This window comes from Streptomyces sp. NPDC001401 (assembly GCF_042895385.1).
Classification (GTDB): Bacteria; Actinomycetota; Actinomycetes; order Streptomycetales; family Streptomycetaceae; genus Streptomyces.
Genome location: NZ_JBIAWI010000003.1, coordinates 438,933 through 456,126, shown reverse-complemented (window position 1 = coordinate 456,126; position 17,194 = coordinate 438,933). Strand labels below are relative to the sequence as shown.

Sequence of the window (17,194 nt, the reverse complement as noted above, 5' to 3'; positions counted from 1 at the left end):
GTGGGAGAGCCGGTGCGGGGTGAGCAGAACCCTTGGCCCGGGCGCCGACCTCCTTGCGGGGGTGCGGCGGCAGGCGGTTCTCGGGTGTCAGCACGAGACGGTCGTGCTCACCCCGCACGGTGCGGGGCTCTGGTCCGGGGCATCGGCCGCCGCCCCGGACCACGACGGACGGTCCGGCCCCGAAGCCGGGCGGGCCGCCGTCACCGTGAATAGAGACCCCGGCGGCAGGAATTGACATCCCGCCACCGAAAGTCCCCCGGCCGGGCGCCTACTGCTCTTGCAGCTGGCATCGCAGATGGGCGGCCAGGTGCTGCTCGGCAGCGCTGCGGTGCCGGTAGAGCTGACGCACACTCACCCCGCGCTCGGCCGCCAGGCGGTGCATGGGCTCGCCGTCCAGGCGGGTGCGGGCGATCAACCGCGCCTCAGCCACATCCACCACCTGGGCCTGCACGGCACGGGCCAGAACGGTGAGCTCGTCCGCCGGCTCACCGTGCTCCGCCTGCGGGACAGAGCAGAGGCGGTCGAGATGCACCGCCGCCGGGGCGGTTTCGCGGGTGGCGCGGCGGCGTGCGGCGTACACCAGCCGGTGCACGGCTCGGTCGGCGGCGCTGAACAGTTCCCGGTCCAGCCGCTCCGCGCACGGGTCCACCGTGCGCAGGGCTGCGGCTACGGCGGCCAGGGCTTCCTGCTCGACCTCGGCGCGCTCCAGATGGACGGGACGGGCCAGCCGGGCGAGCATCCTGCGCAAGACCGGCACCGTCATGGCCACCGCCACCACGTCCCACGGCTCGCCCAGCTCGTGAGCGCGCCGGATCACCTCACGCCAGGTCTGCTCACGCAGTTCGGGACGAGTGGAGGGGTGGGCGAGGTGGGTACGCACCCGATCGACCGGCCATGCCGCACGGTCCGGGGCGTCGCACACCAGGTGCGCGGGAAGCGTGAGCGGCTCCACCCGGTGGGCGAGGGCGAGGAACGCCTGCTCCAGTTCCCCCAGCGGGGAGCGGACGGCGCTGGCCGGGCGGGCGGCGGGGCGGTGGGCGTGGTGACGGTGGTGCATGGCGCATCTCCCGTGAGCGGTGCGGACAACTTCCGCCGCCACCCCTTTCAAGCCCTCGTGCCACGAGCGGCCCACCCGCAGGCCAGCGCCGTGCCTGCCGCGGTCGAATGGTCCGGTGCGTGCGATGGCCCGCGACCGGCCTGCCCCCGATGACCTGCCGCGACGCGTCAACCGCCGCAACGTGAATCGAACACAGAAATTCTCGGCTCCGCTTTCAGCTCTTGCTGTGCGGTGAGCCGAGGTGGCCCGGCGGTGGCTCGGCGCTGGCGCGCGACTGGCTCGCACAAGGAATGACCTGCACATACACGGTGCGCGGCAGGGTCGACCGGGGACACCTGCGAGTGCACGGCGGCAGCTGCCCGGGGATCGAACACGTACCGGCGCGATGGCAAAGATCACCCGCCGGGTCCCTATTACGTCACGTCAGCACGAAACGGCCGAACCCACGGTCCCGGGCGCCACCCCGCCCATGTCGAAGACTCCCTCCCGCCGTTCCACCGCCTCCCGCACGCCCACCTCCAACCCGCTGCCGACGACGATCTGGTTCCCCGACTCGGACGAGCCCAACGCCGCCCCCATCCCCGGCGCGGTACTGCCCGCCTGGGCGATCGACAAGGTCCGCACCGAGTTCGTCGGCCGCCCCGCACACCGGCCCGCCCTGCTGCTCAAGATCGCGATCCGGGACACGGCGCCCGGCATGGACGCCCGCATCCCGTCCGCGCCCTTCGCCGCCGCAGCCGACGACGAGAACGCCACGAGCAGGCCGTCCATCCTGCTCGCCGAGCTCCACCCGGACGCGCTCCCCGCCTCCGCAGATGACCTGCCGGCCGGCGGGGGCGAGATGCCCGGCGCGCTGGAGGACGGCTGGCCCGGCTTCTTCCACCGCGCCCACCGGCTCCTGCCCGCAAACGGTCACCTGCTGATGGCCACCCGCCAGCGCCGGGATGGCGGACGCCTCACCGACCCGCTCGGCGCACTGATCGCGTCCGCCCGCACCGCCGGCTTCCGCTACCTCCAGCACCTCGTGGTCGTCTACGGCCACCCGGTCGGCGACCGCCTGGTACCCGCGCCGCCCACAGACGCGTCCCGCGGCGTCGCGCACTGCGACGTGATCGCACTGTCCGCGATCACCCATGCCTAGGCCGAGGAACAGGAGAACCGACATGCCGTCCCCCCTCTCGGTGTGGAACACCGCCCCGACCTCCGCCCCCGCCCAGCGCGCCGACCGCTACGTTCCCGGCTCCGCCGCCCACCCCGCCAAGATGCTCCCCCAGATCGCCGCCCACGCCATCGCCGCCTACACCCACCCCGGCGAACTGGTCCTGGACCCCATGTGCGGCATCGGCACCACCCTCGTCGAAGCCATCCGCCTCGGCCGCCACGCCCTCGGCACCGAGTACGAACTACGCTGGGCCGACCTGGCCCGCGCCAACGTCATCCACACCATGCAGACGAGCGGACGCGGCAGCGGACAGGTCGCCTGCGGCGACGCCCGCCACCTCACCGACCTCATCGACGAACGCCACCACGGCAAGATCGCCCTCGTCGTCACCTCACCGCCGTACGGCAACTCGGTGCACGGCCAGGTCCGCTCCACCCGCGAGACCGGCGAACGCGGCGTGGTCAAGAAGGACTACCGCTACAGCCACGACCCCTCCAACCTCGCCCACGTCTCCACCGACCGGCTCCTGGAGGCCTTCACCGAGATCCTCACCCAGTGCCGACGCGTCCTGCGCCCCGGCGGCACCGTGGTCGTCACCACCCGCCCCTGGCGCGAGGGCGGCGAACTCATCGACCTGCCCTCCGCCGTCCTCGCCGCCGGCCAGGCAGCCGGGCTGACCCCCGCCGAACGCTGCGTCGCCCTCCTCGCGGGCATCCGCGACAGCCGCCTGATCACCCGCCCGTCGTTCTTCCAGATGAAGAACGTCCGGGACGCCCGCCGCCAGGGCATCCCACTTGCCGTGATCCAACACGAGGACGTCCTGGTCTTCACACGCCCCGCCCTCACCCCGATGCGCCCCGCCGGCCACACGCAACTGCCGAGCACACCGCGATGCACGACCCGGGGTACCCGCACACCGGCCACCGGAAAGGCTTGCCGTTCTCGCACATGCATGTCAGAAGGCAATCGCGGCGAACACTGATGGCGGACATCGACTCGGACCTAAACTCCCGGACGCGCGGCTCCCGGCAGGTGGTCCGGCGGTGGCTCGCACACCAGGCTTCCTGCATAATCGCCACCTCCGTATCACCCTGCGCGCGAGCAGCACCGGGTTCTTTCGACCACCGCTCGTGACGGGCGCCAAGGCAGTTGACCGCCCTGGGCTGCCGTGGAGTGGTCCGCCACCGTTGTGGACCGTGAGCCAACCCGACTCGGCGCGGTTCGCGAAGTCGGGGGGAGAGCGAGGACGTGAGCCGCCGGGCCCGTTCCTCCTATGGGCAGGAACGGGCCAGGCGTGCCTCGTCGACGGACTACACGGTCCGTTCCGGCATCGCCGCGCGGTAGGTGCGCGGGCGGTCGGTGACCTGTTCGACGAGGCCCTGCCTGGCGAGGGTGGCGAGGGCATTGGCGATGGCGCCGGAGGAACGGTCGATCATGCGGCTGATCCGGGTGGCCGTGAAGGCTTCACCGGGGTGGGCGTTGAGGTGGTCGGTGACGAGTTGGCGGAGGCATCCGGGGGCGAGGCGCTGCTTTCCACCGGGCAGGGAGTCACCGGGGGAGAGGCTGGTCGGCACCGCGCGTTCGGTGTGCCGGGAGGGCGCGGGAGCGGCGGTCTTCTCAGGCTCCCGGGCAGCACAGGTGCTCTCACTCCTGTCCGCCATGGGCGCGTCCGGCACCGCGTCGGAGTCAGTGAGGTCCGCAGCCGGTTCGCCGGGGGATGCCGCGGCGGTCATTGGCTCGACCGGGCCCTTTTGGGCGGCGGACTCGTCGGGCGCCGCACAGGAATCTACGGCGGTGGCGCACCAGAGGTCAGGGCGGCGGCAGGGACCGTTCTTGATCCCGCGGTCGCGGCGTGCGAGACCGCGCTTCTCGAGCGAGACAAGAGCCTTGAACGTGCTGGAGCGGGCGGCCCCGGCTGCACTGGCGATGTCGTCGACGGCGGCCGGTTCGGTGAAGGCGACCAGCTGGGTGTAGACGGTGATGACGGCGGGGGCCAGGCCCGCCAGTTGATCGACCGTCGTGGTCTGGGACATGAAGGGGCCTCGTTTCCTGAGAGGTGAAGTGGTGAGGTCCCCGGCCGGGGTGCGGTCCCGTGCGGGCCGCTGGTGTCGCCGGCGCGTGCGCATCGCGGGTGATCCGGGCTGACGGGGCCGACGACGTGGTGGACCATGGCGGTCCGTGATCCCCCTCGGCGGGTCGGCCGCGACCATGGACGCTCGGATACGGGTATGAAGTCAAGCGCTGGTTATCCGCTCGGTGTCCGACCACTCAGGGGAGGTTCAGACTGCGGCAGCGTGATCCCTGCACGCGATCCGGGCCCCGAAGGACTGTGGGGTCAGGAGCTCGCGTAGATACTGACCCGCATGGCAGAAGATTCCGATCCACGGCAGGACGTCACCTACCGAGCGCCGGTCGGTTCCGTCGATCTCAGGGCATTCGATGACGACGACAACTCGTACGAGATCCACGCGTGCCACGACTGCCTGCCGTGGCACGCGGAGGTCGTGGTCATTGACGGGCAGATCCTCGTCAGGGAGTGGCATGCCGTCGGATGTCCGCAGTTTCAGCAGCTCATCCGAGACTGATCGGGAATCCGTCACTCAAGTCCGGGCCCGCCCTGATGGGTGATGATGTTGGGGTGAGTCTGGACCTGAGTGACTACGAACTCCTCTGGCCCACATTGCTGTTCGTGCCCGAAGGCCAGCGTGTCCTTCGGTACTCGAACACCTCATGGGAGGACCAGGCGATATAGAGGACCAGGCGATATAGCTGATGACGGAGCACTGGCCGGTACCACGCTCACCTCGACGCACAGCTCCACGAGGTCAACCTCATGATCAAGAAAGCCGACCAGTGACCGATTCGCCCAAGACCGAACGAGCTCTCCGCGAGGCGGTGGAGCGTCTCCTCGCTGGCGCCCCCGAACGCACCGACGGCAAGCTGACCAAGAACAACCTCTGCCACGAGGCCCAGGTCAGCCGGGCAACGATGAACAGGGCCGGGCCCCGACGTTCTGACGGAATGAGGCAGCCGCGTCGGGACCAGCCCCGCTGGCCTCCGGGAGCAACGGCGTGACGCCGAGCTCGCCGCGCTCCACAGCAACTGAAGTTCCGCAAAAGACGCGATCAGTATCGGCAGCTCTAGAACAAGTCGACGCTGCCGCGACGGTCATCATGGCCTTACTGTCGGAGATCGCCACATTTCGCGAGCACGCAGGAACCCGCTCAGTCGCCGTCGTTCCACTCCCCCTCAGCCGAGCGCAAGCCACCCGGGAGTGAAATTCCTCTGCGCGAGGCGGGCGTCAGCCGGGACACCATGATGGGAAAAGCCTGAAAATTGACCCACCCGATCACGGTGCCTTCTTCAGTCCACGTCGGCTTGAAAGCAAGGCGACATCCTTCTTGTTGACACTCCGCTGCAAGCTGCCCAGGACGGCATGCTCGGTCTCGGGTGTCCAGAAGATTTGGAGATGCTCGCGGGCCCGGGTGATCGCCGTGTAAAAGATATTGTGCGAGATATCGTCCTCGTTGGCGTCCGTGATCACGACCTTCACCGAGTCATACTCAAGGCCTTGTGCCTTGTGGATAGATACTGCGTAGGCAACTTGGAACGGTACGGACCCGGTCGTCGAGTCGTCATCGTCGTCCCCGCTGCCACGCTCATAGACATCGAACTGCACCGTGGAGTCCTGGACGTAGCGAAGTTGGACGCCATCAACGTCGAAGGCGGTCACTGGTCGATCGAGCGACACATCGAACTGGATCCGACCAGGGAACGTCTGGATCGCTACGATCTTGCCTTTCAGATTGTTGTAAATGACCGGCCTGAACCGATCAGTCTCGTTGAACAACACCGGGTCGCCGACCTTGTAGGTCGAAGCACCCCAAACGGTTGCCGCACCAGGGTTGCTGCTCTGGAGGAACCGGTTAACGTTGTTGATGCCGTACAGACCATCGTAGTTCAAGCACAGGATGATCTCGTCGCTCCGCTGTGCTGCAAACAGAGACTTATCGAGAACCGTAGAGTAACTGTTGCGCGCCAGCGTCTCCGCGATGTCCTCCTTCAACTCACGAACAGTCGACCATAGGTCCAAAAGGTTCGCGTTCTTGGTCCTGAAAGGCGTCTCAAGCTCGAATACTGCAGTGCTCGGGATGAATGACCGGGAAAGCCCAAACCAGTTTCCAAACTGAATTGACTCAATCTGGAAGACATCACCAACTAGCACGAGAAGCTTGAAGGATGTCTGCTCAAGCACCTTGAGCAGGTCGGAATTGCTGACCGTACTGCACTCATCGATAACCAAGACGTCGTAGTCGGTCGCGTCGCTGCGGCCGATGTGGCTACTGATCGTGCGGAAGGTGGACTTCTGTGCACTGACTCGACGCTTGAGATTATCGACGGCCGGATTCGTGTGAGCGAGGAAGAGCTTCTCGTTGCCGTTGAAATAATTGGCGATGAGGCCGACCATCGTCGACTTGCCCGTGCCAGCAGCCCCGTAGATAAGTGCGACTTGCGAATCGACGAAGAGTTCCTGGAGTGCCTGCACCTTAATTGGGTCGTCGGGGGCGGGGGTCGCCTGAGCGAGCCACTGCTTGACCGCAGCCTCATACCCAGCAATCCCCGTAGCCGCGAGCTGCTGGAGCTTGGTGATGATCTCGACGATATCGTCCTCATAGCCCTTGATGAAGACGTGTCCCTTGTCTTTAAGTAGCCTCCGAGCAGTGTGCTTGTAGTACAACTTGCCGTTGTGGGTTGCAACCAACTGATCTACGTCTCCGAGATCCTCCAGGTCAGATACCGGCGAATAGAGCATGCCGCGGTCTTCGACGTTGGTCTTCACACGTCGAGCTAGGAACTCATGAGTGTGACCGCTCGTGTCCAAGCTCTCAATAAGGTCAGAAATTCGGGGGTTATGCCTATACAGAGACGTGCAGAAGGGCATCTCGTCGAACGGCTTGCACCCGTACTCCAGATTGAGGTTTGCCAGCACACCGCAGGCGGCCGGCCTGTACTGCCACTTAATGAACTGGTTGTTCATCTGCAGCATCAGGTAGCGGAGCACGTTGTGCCCGGCAACCCTCGACTGGATCATCTGGCGTGCCATGTCCAGCACGGGAAAGATCTGGGGCGCCTGTGACCGCTGCGTCGCCCAAGATTTCACTCGCGAGTACTGATCATCTGAGAGGTCAACGAGGTCGAGCAGGCTCGATGAGGTTGCAGTCAGATACTGCGCCAGATTGCGATACTCGGGACTGCCGGAGGACACACTGATGGTCTGGCCGAAGATCCTTGCAAAGTTGTCGAACTCGCATGGCCGGATCGACACCTCCCACTCGCGGATGATCGTGATCGGCATGGTTTGCCCGAGTACCCGAATCGAGTCGCTCGCAAGCATCAGATTGGCCGCGTGCTTGTCAGTGATCTCGATGTCCGTGAAACCAATGATGCGATCGAACTTGCTAACCCTGTTAACGGCGTTGTAGAAGGTCACCTCGTAGTAGATGTGCCCGCCCGAGTAAAAGGGTCGCACTGCGTGGATGTAGTAGCGAGCCTTGGGAGCTTGGCCGAGCGGCAACGCGCGTACAGCTAGGAGCCGGGCCGCGATCTTCTCGTGGTACTCCCGAAGCGAGGGGTCGAGATCGACGGGAAAGTCTTCCAGATTCGGTAGAATATCGAGATTGAGGTGAGTACGAGCCAGGTCGCGGATCCGAAGCAGGTAATCGTAGTACTTAAGTATCAGCCGCTCGGAAGGATCGCCGCCCATTGTGTAATGCGACGCACTGATCTGAAGCAGCTTATGGAATCTCGCGAGGAAGTTGAGCTTGGCATCCGAACTCACGTGGCCTGCTGCAGGTTTTACGGAGGAGTACTGGAACTCCACGTCTCCGCGGCCGGCGTGAACTCGCACCATGACGCCCTCAACCAAGTTGCGAAGCTGGCTGAGGATGTTCTGTGCCAGTAGGGCTCGATCGTGACCCAGAGACGTAATGTTCGAAGAGATCGTGCTGGCAGCACTACGAATCTGTTCGTCTACGGTGCCCATGCGATGCCCTCTGACTTTCCCTCTGCGCAGTTCCAAGACGGCTGCGGCACTCCCACTCACCTTCAACAAACCGAGGCCGAAGCGCCGCTCGCAGAAGACGCCGAGTTCGTTTAGCTCACTCTGCTTCCTCGCCGTGCCCGCCGTCAGCCACGAAGAGTGAGGCCGGCGGAAGCACCTTGGTGCCCAACCGGCTTCAGGAACAACTGCGACAGCTCCCTATTCTGCCTCATGAAGCTCAACTACCACCGAGGGCCAACGCGTTGTCTGCGCTCAGATGCACCGCCGGACATCCGTCCGGATGCCGGGGCAACGGCCTGCTGTGCGCGGTCAACCTCCTGGGTGAGGTATTCGGCGAGGGCAACGCGGGCTGGAGAGGCTGCATGAGCCGTCGAGTGTGGCGTTGGGAAGAGCATCGGCTGGGCGCGACCGCGCACCCGTCGGCAGTCTGGGTGGTCCAGGCTGCGAAGAATCTCGTCATGGACCTGGAGGATGCGGGCTGCCGAGTAAGGTTCTTGATCCGGGACAGGGGCGGCAAGTTCCCCGAGTTGTTCGATGCCATCTTGAAGGATGCGGGCGTCAAGGTAGTGCTCAGTGGAGCCCGGATGCCGCGAATGAACTCGATCATGGAGCGGTAGGTGCAGACCTGTCGGCGTGAGCTGCTGGACCGCACGTTGACCTGGAACCAGCGCCATCTCTGTCATGCCCTGCGGGAGTTCGAGCGGTTCTACAACTTCCATCGGCCGCATCAGGGCATCGCGAACGCCCGACCGCTGCACCCCTTGCCTGGGGTGATCACCGATCCAGGGCAGATCGGTCGTCTCGACATACGTAGGCGTGAACGCCTGGGCGGCATCCTTCACGAGTACGAACGAGCCGCGTGACCTGGGCGGACGAGGTTCCCAGCAAGGGCAACGTCCCGTGTTCGAGCCGAGACCATTACGTCACCACCGTCGGCGGCCTGGCGGTAGGCTCGCGTCATGCCGATCATCGAATACCGGGGCGAGAGCGCGAACTTGAAGGTGCTGGCACGGGAGATCGAGGCGGATCCACACCTCGCCGGAAAGTGCTCTCTCACCCTCATGCCCCTGCGCCAGGACAGGCGCGACTCCTTACGTCACGCGAACTGGGCGGAGATCACCATCTCAGTCGCCTCCGGACTGGCCACGAACGCGGTGTACGACGCTCTGAAGGCCTTGGTCGAGCGGGCGCGTGACCGTGGACCCGTGGACGAGGTGTCCCCACGTCCGGAGGGCGGCAGCGGCGAGGAGACGGACAGCACCGAGGTCGCGGCGGAGCGGTGACCGTACACTCCCCACGCCTGCGGAACTCCAGCGGCGCCGAGCTGAACCTGCGCAGCCAGATCCTTTTCCAGGACCCGACCCGCACCCGTACCAAAGACCTCGTCACGGCGGTCGGCTCCTGGCACAAGACCTACGTCCACGAGAGCAGCCACTGGGCGCGGTACCACGGATCCACCGTCGGCATCCTGCTGAGCCTGCTGCGGCGATCGAGGGACCAGCTGGCCGCGTACACGATCTCCCACTTGAGTCAGCGACAAGCGGGGGATCTCCACGAGGGCCGGAGGAGCGGACGGCCCTTCCTCTCCTTCAAGCGTTACCCCCAGCACGCCGGCGGGGAGTTGAGATACAACGCGCTGGACTGGCTCAATCTCTACTACGCCTACTACGTTCTGCTGGACCCTGCGGGCTTGACAGAGTTCGATTTCACGACCTGGGACACGCGGGCGGCGTTCGAGAACTCATTGCAAGACACTTGGCGCCAGAGCGCGGGCGTGGAGATGCTCGAGCGTCCCGAGGACACGCCTGTCAGCGTCACGGGGCCCCTGAAGCTCGTGCACACCTCCGAGGGACAGCTCACCACCCGCCTCCTGTTCGAGTGCGCGGCGGTGATCGACGAGCTCTTCCAGTTCGAGGGCGCTTTCATGCGAATGACCGACCCGACGCTGCGGGAGTTCCTGCTGGAGGAGATGAGCGGCGAGTACGGGCTTCCGTGGCGTCTGGCCAGTGCTCTGGCGGGGCGGAATCTCGGCGGGAGCGTCGTCCTGGCCCTCATCGACTTCGCGTTGAACCCGGTGGTGCCGGGCCTGACCTCCGCCGACCCGACCGTCGACTGGAGGGAGCTGTACCCTCCCTACCGCTTCACTGCGGCGGCGAAGGCGATGGCGGACTGGAAAAGCGACCTGGAATTCCAGTATCCGAGCCATGAGGTGACGGTTCACTTCCAGCACACACTGGCCAAGCGCAGCAGGCTCCGGATGGGACGCGTGGCGTCCCGCCCGTCCGGCCTCTCCACGCTGCGGGAAGCGGCCACGGTACCTATGCACCTCGCCGACCGAACCCCTGCCGTTTCCCTCATGTGCGCCTCACATCTGCTCGACCTCCGCGAGGAGGATGTCTGCGCGCTTTCCCACTACGGCGTCAACTTCCTGGGCGACCGGGCGGTCAGGTTCGTGGCCCCCGACCGGGACATGTGGTGGCTGTTCCCCGTGTTCCAGGTAAGCCAGGGTGAGTACCGGTGGCCGGCGGAGCACGTGACCCTCGACGAGGCCACGGACTTGCTGATAGGAGCCGCTGTGGCGTCGGCGTACGACGACATTCTGCACGGCACCGGCCCCCTCGCCTCCGACCATCTTCCCCATGCCTCCCTCGAGGACCGCGGAGAAGTCGAGGCACTGAACAAGGTCCTCAAGGACTCGACGGGCCTGGACATGGGCTGGCGTCAGCCCTGATCACCACGCGTTCGAGGGGCGTCCTGGCTCCGATAGGTGCCATGTCACGCCATCCTTTGTGGGTCATCCTGTCTCCCGGCACACCTCATCAGAGACAGAACTTCCCTTGCGCCACCACGACCGTATCGTCAGTAGTCAACTCGCCCCTCGGACACCAGTGAGACCCCTGCTGAGCAGGGGTCTTTTGCGTTTACGGACGAAACGCCCACTGCATTCCCGGCTCCACGGCGAAGCGGAAGACCCGCCGGACAGGCGGTGTGCACAGGGCGGTCACCACCGCGGCGGCGACGAGGGTGACGGTGATCTCGCCGAGCGGCCCGTGGATCCAGCCGGGGGAGTACCAGCCCCAGAACCTCGATCCCTGGGCGACGAAGCCGTGCAGCAGATAGCCGTACAGCGTGCCCGCGCCCAGTGCGGTGAACCACAGGCGGCGCCCCGGCACCCAGGCCAGGAAGCAGGCGACCAGGACCATCGAGCAGCCGAAGACGGCCAGCGTCATCACCGGCCCGTACCAGGCGGGCGCGCCCAGCTCCTCGGCGCTGTCGCGGTGGAAGAACCAGGCGCCGGTCATCCGCGGCACCGACCAGTACGCGGCGGCGAGCGCACAGACGAACACCGGCACGGCCAGTACGCGCACCTTCCAGCGGCGTACCAGCCGGAAGTGCTCCGGCCGCAGGCACAGACCGACCACGAAGTACGGCAGGAACTGCAGCACCCGCTGCAGATCGAGGTCGTTGCCGATGGACGGGGAGACGGTCGCCAGCATCGCAACCACGAGCGCCGCCGGCAGCGGCCATCGCACCTTCTGCCAGATCGGGGTGGTCAGCCGCCAGATGAACAGCGCGACCAGGAACCACGTCAGATACAAGGGGTCCAGGACCGTGACCGGCCGGTCCGGGACGCCGTCGGTCCAGCGGGTGAAAAGGGTGTACGCGGTCTCGAAGACGATGTACGGAACGGCGATGCCGGTCACCAGTCGTCTGATCTTCGCCGGGCTCGCGTCGAATCCGCGGGAGAAGTAGCCGGAGATCACGATGAACGCCGGCATGTGGAAGGCGTAGACGAGGTTGTAGAGCGCGGTGACGACCCGGCTGCCGTCCCGCATCGGTTCCCACGCGTGGCCCATTGCCACCAGCACGATCGCCAGGTACTTCGCGTTGTCGAAGTAGGCGTCGCGCGGTTTCACCCGCCCTTGCTGCACACCGCGTGGGGAACCTGTGCTCTCCGGTGCATGTCTTACCTGAGTTACGGCTGTGGTCTGGGGGTGGAACATCCCACGCGCCTCACCGGTTCTGCGCGACGTAAACCACCCGCGCAGGCCGGGGACGCCGCCGGTGGGGCGGAGGCCGGATCAGAGGTCGAACTCGTGCGGCGGCAGGTCGAGGGTGAAGCACGCCTCCCGCACCACGGCCTGCTCCGTCTTGTCGAAGTCGCCGTCTGCGCCGCCGATGACGATGCCGATCTGGATGACGGCACGGGCCTCGGCGGGCTTCTTCTTCGCCTTGGCGATCTCCTGCAGCACGCTGACCTTGCCGAAGGCGAAGTCCGTCGTCAGTTTGTTCAGGTTCTCCTCGAAGCGGCGGCGCAGATCGTCCGCGGGGAAGTTCTGCAGGACCTCGTTGGTGGCGATCAACTGGGCCACGCGCTGCCGCTCGGCCGGGTCGATGGTGCCGTCGGCGGCAGCCACCAGCGCGCACATCGCCATGCTGGCGTCGCGGAAGGCGCCGCTCTTCAGGTCGTTCTTCTTCGCCACGAGCTGGGTCTGCATCGTCGACGCGGATTCCTTGATGCGGTCCCACAGGGCCATGAGAGCTCCATCGTGTCGGTTGTCGTAAGAGGTAAGAGATCTACAGCAACCTAGAAACTTCCGGCCCGGGGGATAAGTTCCGACCGTTCCCGGAAAGTTCATGTGGACTGCCCGGGAAGCCGTGCCGCGGAAAATGCCGTGCCCCGCCCTCCTCGGTTTCCCTACACTCGCCACGCACCGCACGTCGCCGTGACGCGCGGGAGGAGTGACGAGGGGAGACCGGCCGTGCAGTACCGCACCGCTGTCGTCGTCCCCCGCTCGCAGTACGAGGTGATCCTGGTGTCCTCGTCCGTCCGGTGCCCGCTGCGCGGCCGGTACCGGATGCCCGTGACGAGCATCTGAGCACGCCAACATCTGTTGCCCGGCCGTCTGTTGACGGTCCGTCAGGTCATGCCTGCTTGCACACCACGCCTCGTCCGGGAATCGCGCTGCCCTGTTCCGATCATCGCCGATGATCAGCGATCACCAGAAAGGCCAACGGGCCGTGCGCACCAACCTCAGTACCCTCGCCGTCGTCCGCAACCTCGGCATCCTTGCCCATGTCGACGCGGGCAAGACCACCGTCACCGAGCGGATCCTGTACGCCACCGGGACCACGCACCGGCGCGGTGAGGTCCACGACGGCACCACCATCACCGACTTCGACCCGCAGGAGCGCGATCGCGGGATCACCATCTTCGCCGCGGCGGTGAGCTGCGCCTGGGACGGTCACCGGATCAACCTCATCGACACCCCCGGGCACGTGGACTTCGCCGACGAGGTGGAGCGCTCGCTGCGGGTGCTCGACGGAGCGGTCGCGGTGTTCGACGCCGTTGCCGGGGTCGAGCCGCAGAGCGAGTCCGTGTGGCGGCAGGCCGACCGGCACGGCGTTCCGAGGATCGCGTTCGTCAACAAGCTGGACCGCGCGGGCGCCGACCTCGACGCGGCCGTCGCGTCGATCCGCGCGCGGCTGCATCCGGCGCCGCTGGCCGTGCAGTTGCCGATCGGCGCGGAGGACGGGTTCCGCGGGGTCGTCGACCTCGTCCGCATGCGGGCGCTGGTCTGGGCCGACGGGAGCGACACGGTCGTGGAGGGGCCGGTGCCGGAGGAACTGCGCGAGGAGGCGCAGCGGCGTCGGCGGCTGTTGGAGGAGGCGGTGGCGGAACTGCACACCGGAGCACTGGAGGAGTTCTGCATGCGGGCGACCCTGTCCGCGCAGACCCTCGCCGCCGCCCTGCGCGACCTGACCCGTAGCGGCGACGGCGTGGTGGTGCTGTGCGGCTCGGCCTACCGCAACCGCGGGATCGAGCCGCTGCTCGACGCCGTGGTCGCCTATCTGCCCTCGCCGCTCGACGTGCCTGCCGTACAGGGGACGTTCGACGGTACGGAGCAGGAGCGGGCGGCCGATCCGGCGGCGCCGTTCGCGGCGCTGGCCTTCAAGGTGAATGCCACCCCGACGGGGCGGCTGACGTATCTGCGGGTGTATTCGGGAACGATCGAGAAGGGAGATGCTGTGTGGGACGCGGGCGTGCGCCGCACGGAGCGGGTCGGACGGATCCTGCGGGTGCAGGCCGACCGGCACGCCCGGGTGGACCGTGCGGTCGCCGGGGACATCGTCGCCGTGGTCGGGCTGAAGTCGGTCCGCGCCGGTTCGACGCTGTGCGCCCCCGGCGCGCCGATCGTGCTCGAACCGCCGGGTGTCGCCGAGCCGGTGGTCTCCGTGGCCGTCGAGGCCCGCAGGTCCACCGATGCCGGCAAGCTGGCCGCGGCACTCGCACGGCTGGCCGAGGAGGACCCCTCGCTGGTCGTGCGGACGGACCCCGACACCGGCCAGACGGTGCTGTCCGGGATGGGCGAACTCCACCTGGAGGTCGCGGCGGAGAAGCTCCGGCTCGGCCACGGGCTCGAGGTCAACGTCGGCCGTCCGAGGGTGAGTTACCGCGAGACGGTCGGGCGCGGGGTGTCCGGGCTGGTCTTCCGGCACGTCAAGCAGGACGGCGGTGCAGGGCAGTTCGCGCATGTCGTCCTCGACGTCGAACCCGCCGAGGGGGGCTTCGCGTTCCGCTCGGCCGTCGTCGGCGGCCGGGTGCCGCAGGAGTACGTCCGTGCGGTCGAGGCCGGCTGCCGGGACGCGCTCGCCGAGGGTCCGCTCGGCGGTCACCCGGTGACCGGGCTTCGGGTCACCCTCACCGACGGGGCGACCCATGTGAAGGACTCCTCGGAGACGGCCTTCCGCACGGCGGGCAGACTCGGTCTCCGGGAGGCCCTGCGCGCCTGCGCGATGGTCCTCCTGGAACCGGTCGTCGAGGTCACGGTCACCGTCCCCGAGGACGCGGTCGGCGGAGTCCTCGGCGATCTCGCCGCCCGTCGCGGCCGGGTCTCGGGCTCGGCAGCGCGCGGCGGCGCGGCGGTCGTCACGGCCACCGTGCCGCTGGCCGAACTCTTCGGCTACGCAACCCGGTTGCGCAGCCGGACGCAGGGCCGGGGCACCTTCACGGCCCGTCCCACGGGCTACGCGCCGGCGCCGGCCGCGACAGCGGTCCGGTGACCGACACGGCGGCCCCGCCCGTACGCGGGCGGGGCCGCCGCTCGTTCACGGATACGACACCACCGTGGACGGCACGGTCGACGTTCCCGACGTCGGCGCGCCCGTGTCGTTGATGACGTGCTCGTACTGGCCCTTGCCGCCCAGGGAGACCACCAGCAGGTCGTGGAAGCGCACGCCGGGCCGGTTCGGCGCGGCGAAACCGCTGTGCTGCACGATCGTCGGGTCGACGTTGTAGTAGCAGTAACTGCCCAGGCCCCAGCCCTCGTGCGCGGTGACGCCGTCGCCGACCTTGTAGGCGGCGTAGCCCTTCACGGCGCCGTTCTGGATCGCGGCCTGGTTCGGGGCGTCGTAGGCCTTCTCGTTCTGGAAGAAGATCGTGCGGCCCCGCTGCCCGTACCACTGCACGTCGTACTTGTTGAAGTGCTCCACGAACAGGCCGGTGCACAGCACGTCGTCCCCGTTCACGACGATCCCGTAGTCGGCGCGGTTGGTCTCCCAGCCGACACCCGTGCCATGGTCCGCGCGCCACACCCAGGTGTGGTCGACGATGGTGTGCCGGCTGTTGACGACCATGCTGGTGGTGGCCTTTCCGGCGCCCGCCCCGCCGATGCGGACGAACACGTCCTGCACGGTGGTCGGGTTGGCGGAGTGGTCGCGGGAGGCGCCGCGCGGGCCGATCTCCAGCAGCGTGGGGGAGTTGACCGGTCCGGCGTCGACCAGGAATCCCGCCAGGCGCACGCCGTCGACGTCGGCGACGCGCAGAGCGGTAACTCCGTTGTCGGGTACGAGAGTTGCGTAACCCAGGCCCAGAACGACCGTGCCCGCCCGGTTCACCTGGATCGGCCGGTCGAGGTGGTAGATCCCCGGCGTCAGCAGCAGGTGAAGCCCCTGCGCGAGCGCCTGGTTGAGGGTGGCCGCGGTCACGCCCGGCTTGGCGACGTAGAACTGCGACAGCGGCAGCGAGGTGCCTCGCGGGGTGCCGTTGCCCCAGGTGACACCGCGGGCGTTCGTCCGCTTCTCCGGCAGGAACACGCGCAGCTCGGAGGCGCCGCCGACGTACAGGAAGGGCTTCTCGCGCGAGACCGGTGTCGTGTCGAGAGTGGTGTACGGCGGGTTCGGGAAGCTCTGCGCCGGGGCGCCCTCGACGCCGGAGAACACCATGTTCCAGACGCCGTTGAGCCAGCTGCCGATCGCGCTGTCCCGCGTGTACCACTGCTGCTGGGAGTACGGGCCGACCTGGCCGTCGACACGGCTGTCGGCGATGTAGCCGCCGCTGGCCCAGCCGTAGCCGGTGGGCGAGAGGTTGAGGCCGCCGCGGACGTGCATCCGGCGGAAGGGGGCTGCCTGTGCGACCGCCCACCGGTTGGTGCCGTTCGCCGGGACCAGGGCCAGGTTCTCCGCCGAACGCCAGAAGTTCTGCGTGGCGTTGCCGTTGAACCAGCCCGCGTCGACCGTGACGTCCCCGTTGATGGTCGTGTCGTCGGGGGAGAGCCCCAGGCCCATGATCGAGGTGTAGAAGCCGAGTTGGGCGTTGAGACCGTTGTACGTACCGGGCTTGAACAGCAGCGCGTAGCGGCCGGTGCCGAACTGGGCCGACTCCTGCTGCTTGAACACGTCGTCCAGCTTGGCCTGGATGCCCGGGGTGGACGGGTCGAAGACCAGGACGTTCGGGCCGAGGTCGCCGCCGCCGGGGAGGAGCCGCGGCTTCTTTGCGGAGGGGGCGGCGAAGGCGCGGGCGGGCAGGCCGAGTACCGCGGGGGCGGTGGCGGCAGCGGCGCCGAGGACGGTTCTGCGGCCTATGTCGGGCAGGGGCATGGGGCGGCTCTCCTGTTCAGGAAGTGAACGAGGT

15 protein-coding genes are annotated in these 17,194 nt (G+C 67.3%); 9 read left to right on the top strand and 6 right to left on the bottom strand.

What is annotated here, in order from left to right; translation table 11 throughout:
- The first annotated feature begins 19 nt into the window (after positions 1–19).
- Positions 20–235, top strand: a complete 216-nt coding sequence (locus ACFY10_RS14010) for a hypothetical protein (protein WP_390665324.1) — start codon at positions 20–22, stop codon at positions 233–235.
- A gap of 33 nt (positions 236–268) precedes the next feature.
- Here ACFY10_RS14010 and ACFY10_RS14005 read toward each other — a convergent pair whose 3' ends face one another.
- Positions 269–1,057 carry a hypothetical protein gene (locus ACFY10_RS14005; protein ID WP_390665323.1) on the bottom strand — a complete coding sequence of 263 codons (789 nt, stop codon included), beginning with the start codon at positions 1,055–1,057 and terminating at the stop codon, positions 269–271.
- A gap of 469 nt (positions 1,058–1,526) precedes the next feature.
- On the opposite strand from ACFY10_RS14005, the gene ACFY10_RS14000 reads away from it, so the two are divergent.
- Together ACFY10_RS14000 and ACFY10_RS13995 are read left to right on the top strand one after the other, a co-directional pair.
- Positions 1,527–2,198: a hypothetical protein gene (locus ACFY10_RS14000; protein WP_390665322.1), complete on the top strand. Its 672-nt coding sequence runs from the start codon at positions 1,527–1,529 to the stop codon at positions 2,196–2,198.
- A 22-nt stretch (positions 2,199–2,220) separates the two neighbouring features.
- The gene (locus ACFY10_RS13995) at positions 2,221–3,201 is read left to right on the top strand and encodes a TRM11 family SAM-dependent methyltransferase (RefSeq protein ID WP_390665321.1); all 981 of its coding nucleotides are present in this window, start codon (positions 2,221–2,223) and stop codon (positions 3,199–3,201) included.
- Between the two features lie 328 nt (positions 3,202–3,529).
- On the opposite strand, the gene ACFY10_RS13990 is transcribed toward ACFY10_RS13995, so the two are convergent.
- Positions 3,530–4,252, bottom strand: a complete 723-nt coding sequence (locus tag ACFY10_RS13990) for a helix-turn-helix domain-containing protein (protein WP_390665320.1) — start codon at positions 4,250–4,252, stop codon at positions 3,530–3,532.
- Between the two features lie 330 nt (positions 4,253–4,582).
- Here ACFY10_RS13990 and ACFY10_RS13985 point away from each other — a divergent pair, with 330 nt between their 5' ends.
- Positions 4,583–4,804: a hypothetical protein gene (locus tag ACFY10_RS13985; RefSeq protein WP_390665319.1), complete on the top strand. Its 222-nt coding sequence runs from the start codon at positions 4,583–4,585 to the stop codon at positions 4,802–4,804.
- Between the two features lie 764 nt (positions 4,805–5,568).
- Here ACFY10_RS13985 and ACFY10_RS13980 read toward each other — a convergent pair.
- A complete protein-coding gene (locus tag ACFY10_RS13980) occupies positions 5,569–8,262 on the bottom strand; it encodes an ATP-dependent RecD-like DNA helicase (RefSeq protein ID WP_390665318.1) in 2,694 nt (897 codons plus the stop codon).
- A gap of 380 nt (positions 8,263–8,642) precedes the next feature.
- Between ACFY10_RS13980 and ACFY10_RS13975 the strand changes: the two genes are divergently transcribed.
- From ACFY10_RS13975 to ACFY10_RS13960, 4 genes are all read left to right on the top strand, one after another.
- Entirely contained in the window at positions 8,643–8,897 is a 255-nt protein-coding gene (locus ACFY10_RS13975; RefSeq protein ID WP_390665317.1) for a hypothetical protein, read from the top strand.
- Positions 8,898–9,143 carry an integrase gene (locus ACFY10_RS13970; RefSeq protein WP_390665316.1) on the top strand — a complete coding sequence of 82 codons (246 nt, stop codon included), beginning with the start codon at positions 8,898–8,900 and terminating at the stop codon, positions 9,141–9,143.
- A gap of 96 nt (positions 9,144–9,239) precedes the next feature.
- A complete protein-coding gene (locus ACFY10_RS13965; RefSeq protein ID WP_390665315.1) occupies positions 9,240–9,563 on the top strand; it encodes a hypothetical protein in 324 nt (107 codons plus the stop codon).
- On the top strand, positions 9,560–11,011 hold the full coding sequence (locus ACFY10_RS13960) for a hypothetical protein (protein ID WP_390665314.1): 1,452 nt from the start codon (positions 9,560–9,562) through the stop codon (positions 11,009–11,011). Before ACFY10_RS13965 ends, ACFY10_RS13960 begins: the two co-directional genes overlap by 4 nt.
- Positions 11,012–11,201: 190 nt before the next feature.
- On the opposite strand, the gene ACFY10_RS13955 is transcribed toward ACFY10_RS13960, so the two are convergent.
- Positions 11,202–12,284: an acyltransferase family protein gene (locus tag ACFY10_RS13955; RefSeq protein ID WP_390665313.1), complete on the bottom strand. Its 1,083-nt coding sequence runs from the start codon at positions 12,282–12,284 to the stop codon at positions 11,202–11,204.
- Between the two features lie 78 nt (positions 12,285–12,362).
- On the bottom strand, positions 12,363–12,818 hold the full coding sequence (locus ACFY10_RS13950) for a tellurite resistance TerB family protein (RefSeq protein ID WP_266962873.1): 456 nt from the start codon (positions 12,816–12,818) through the stop codon (positions 12,363–12,365).
- A 451-nt stretch (positions 12,819–13,269) separates the two neighbouring features.
- Here ACFY10_RS13950 and fusA point away from each other — a divergent pair, with 451 nt between their 5' ends.
- Positions 13,270–15,345 (top strand): elongation factor G, encoded by a 2,076-nt coding sequence (gene fusA / locus ACFY10_RS13945; RefSeq protein ID WP_390665312.1) that lies wholly within the window; start codon positions 13,270–13,272, stop codon positions 15,343–15,345.
- A 45-nt stretch (positions 15,346–15,390) separates the two neighbouring features.
- Here the strand turns inward: fusA and ACFY10_RS13940 are convergent, their stop codons facing one another.
- Positions 15,391–17,160 carry a coagulation factor 5/8 type domain-containing protein gene (locus tag ACFY10_RS13940; protein WP_390665311.1) on the bottom strand — a complete coding sequence of 590 codons (1,770 nt, stop codon included), beginning with the start codon at positions 17,158–17,160 and terminating at the stop codon, positions 15,391–15,393.
- Positions 17,161–17,194 lie beyond the last annotated feature (34 nt).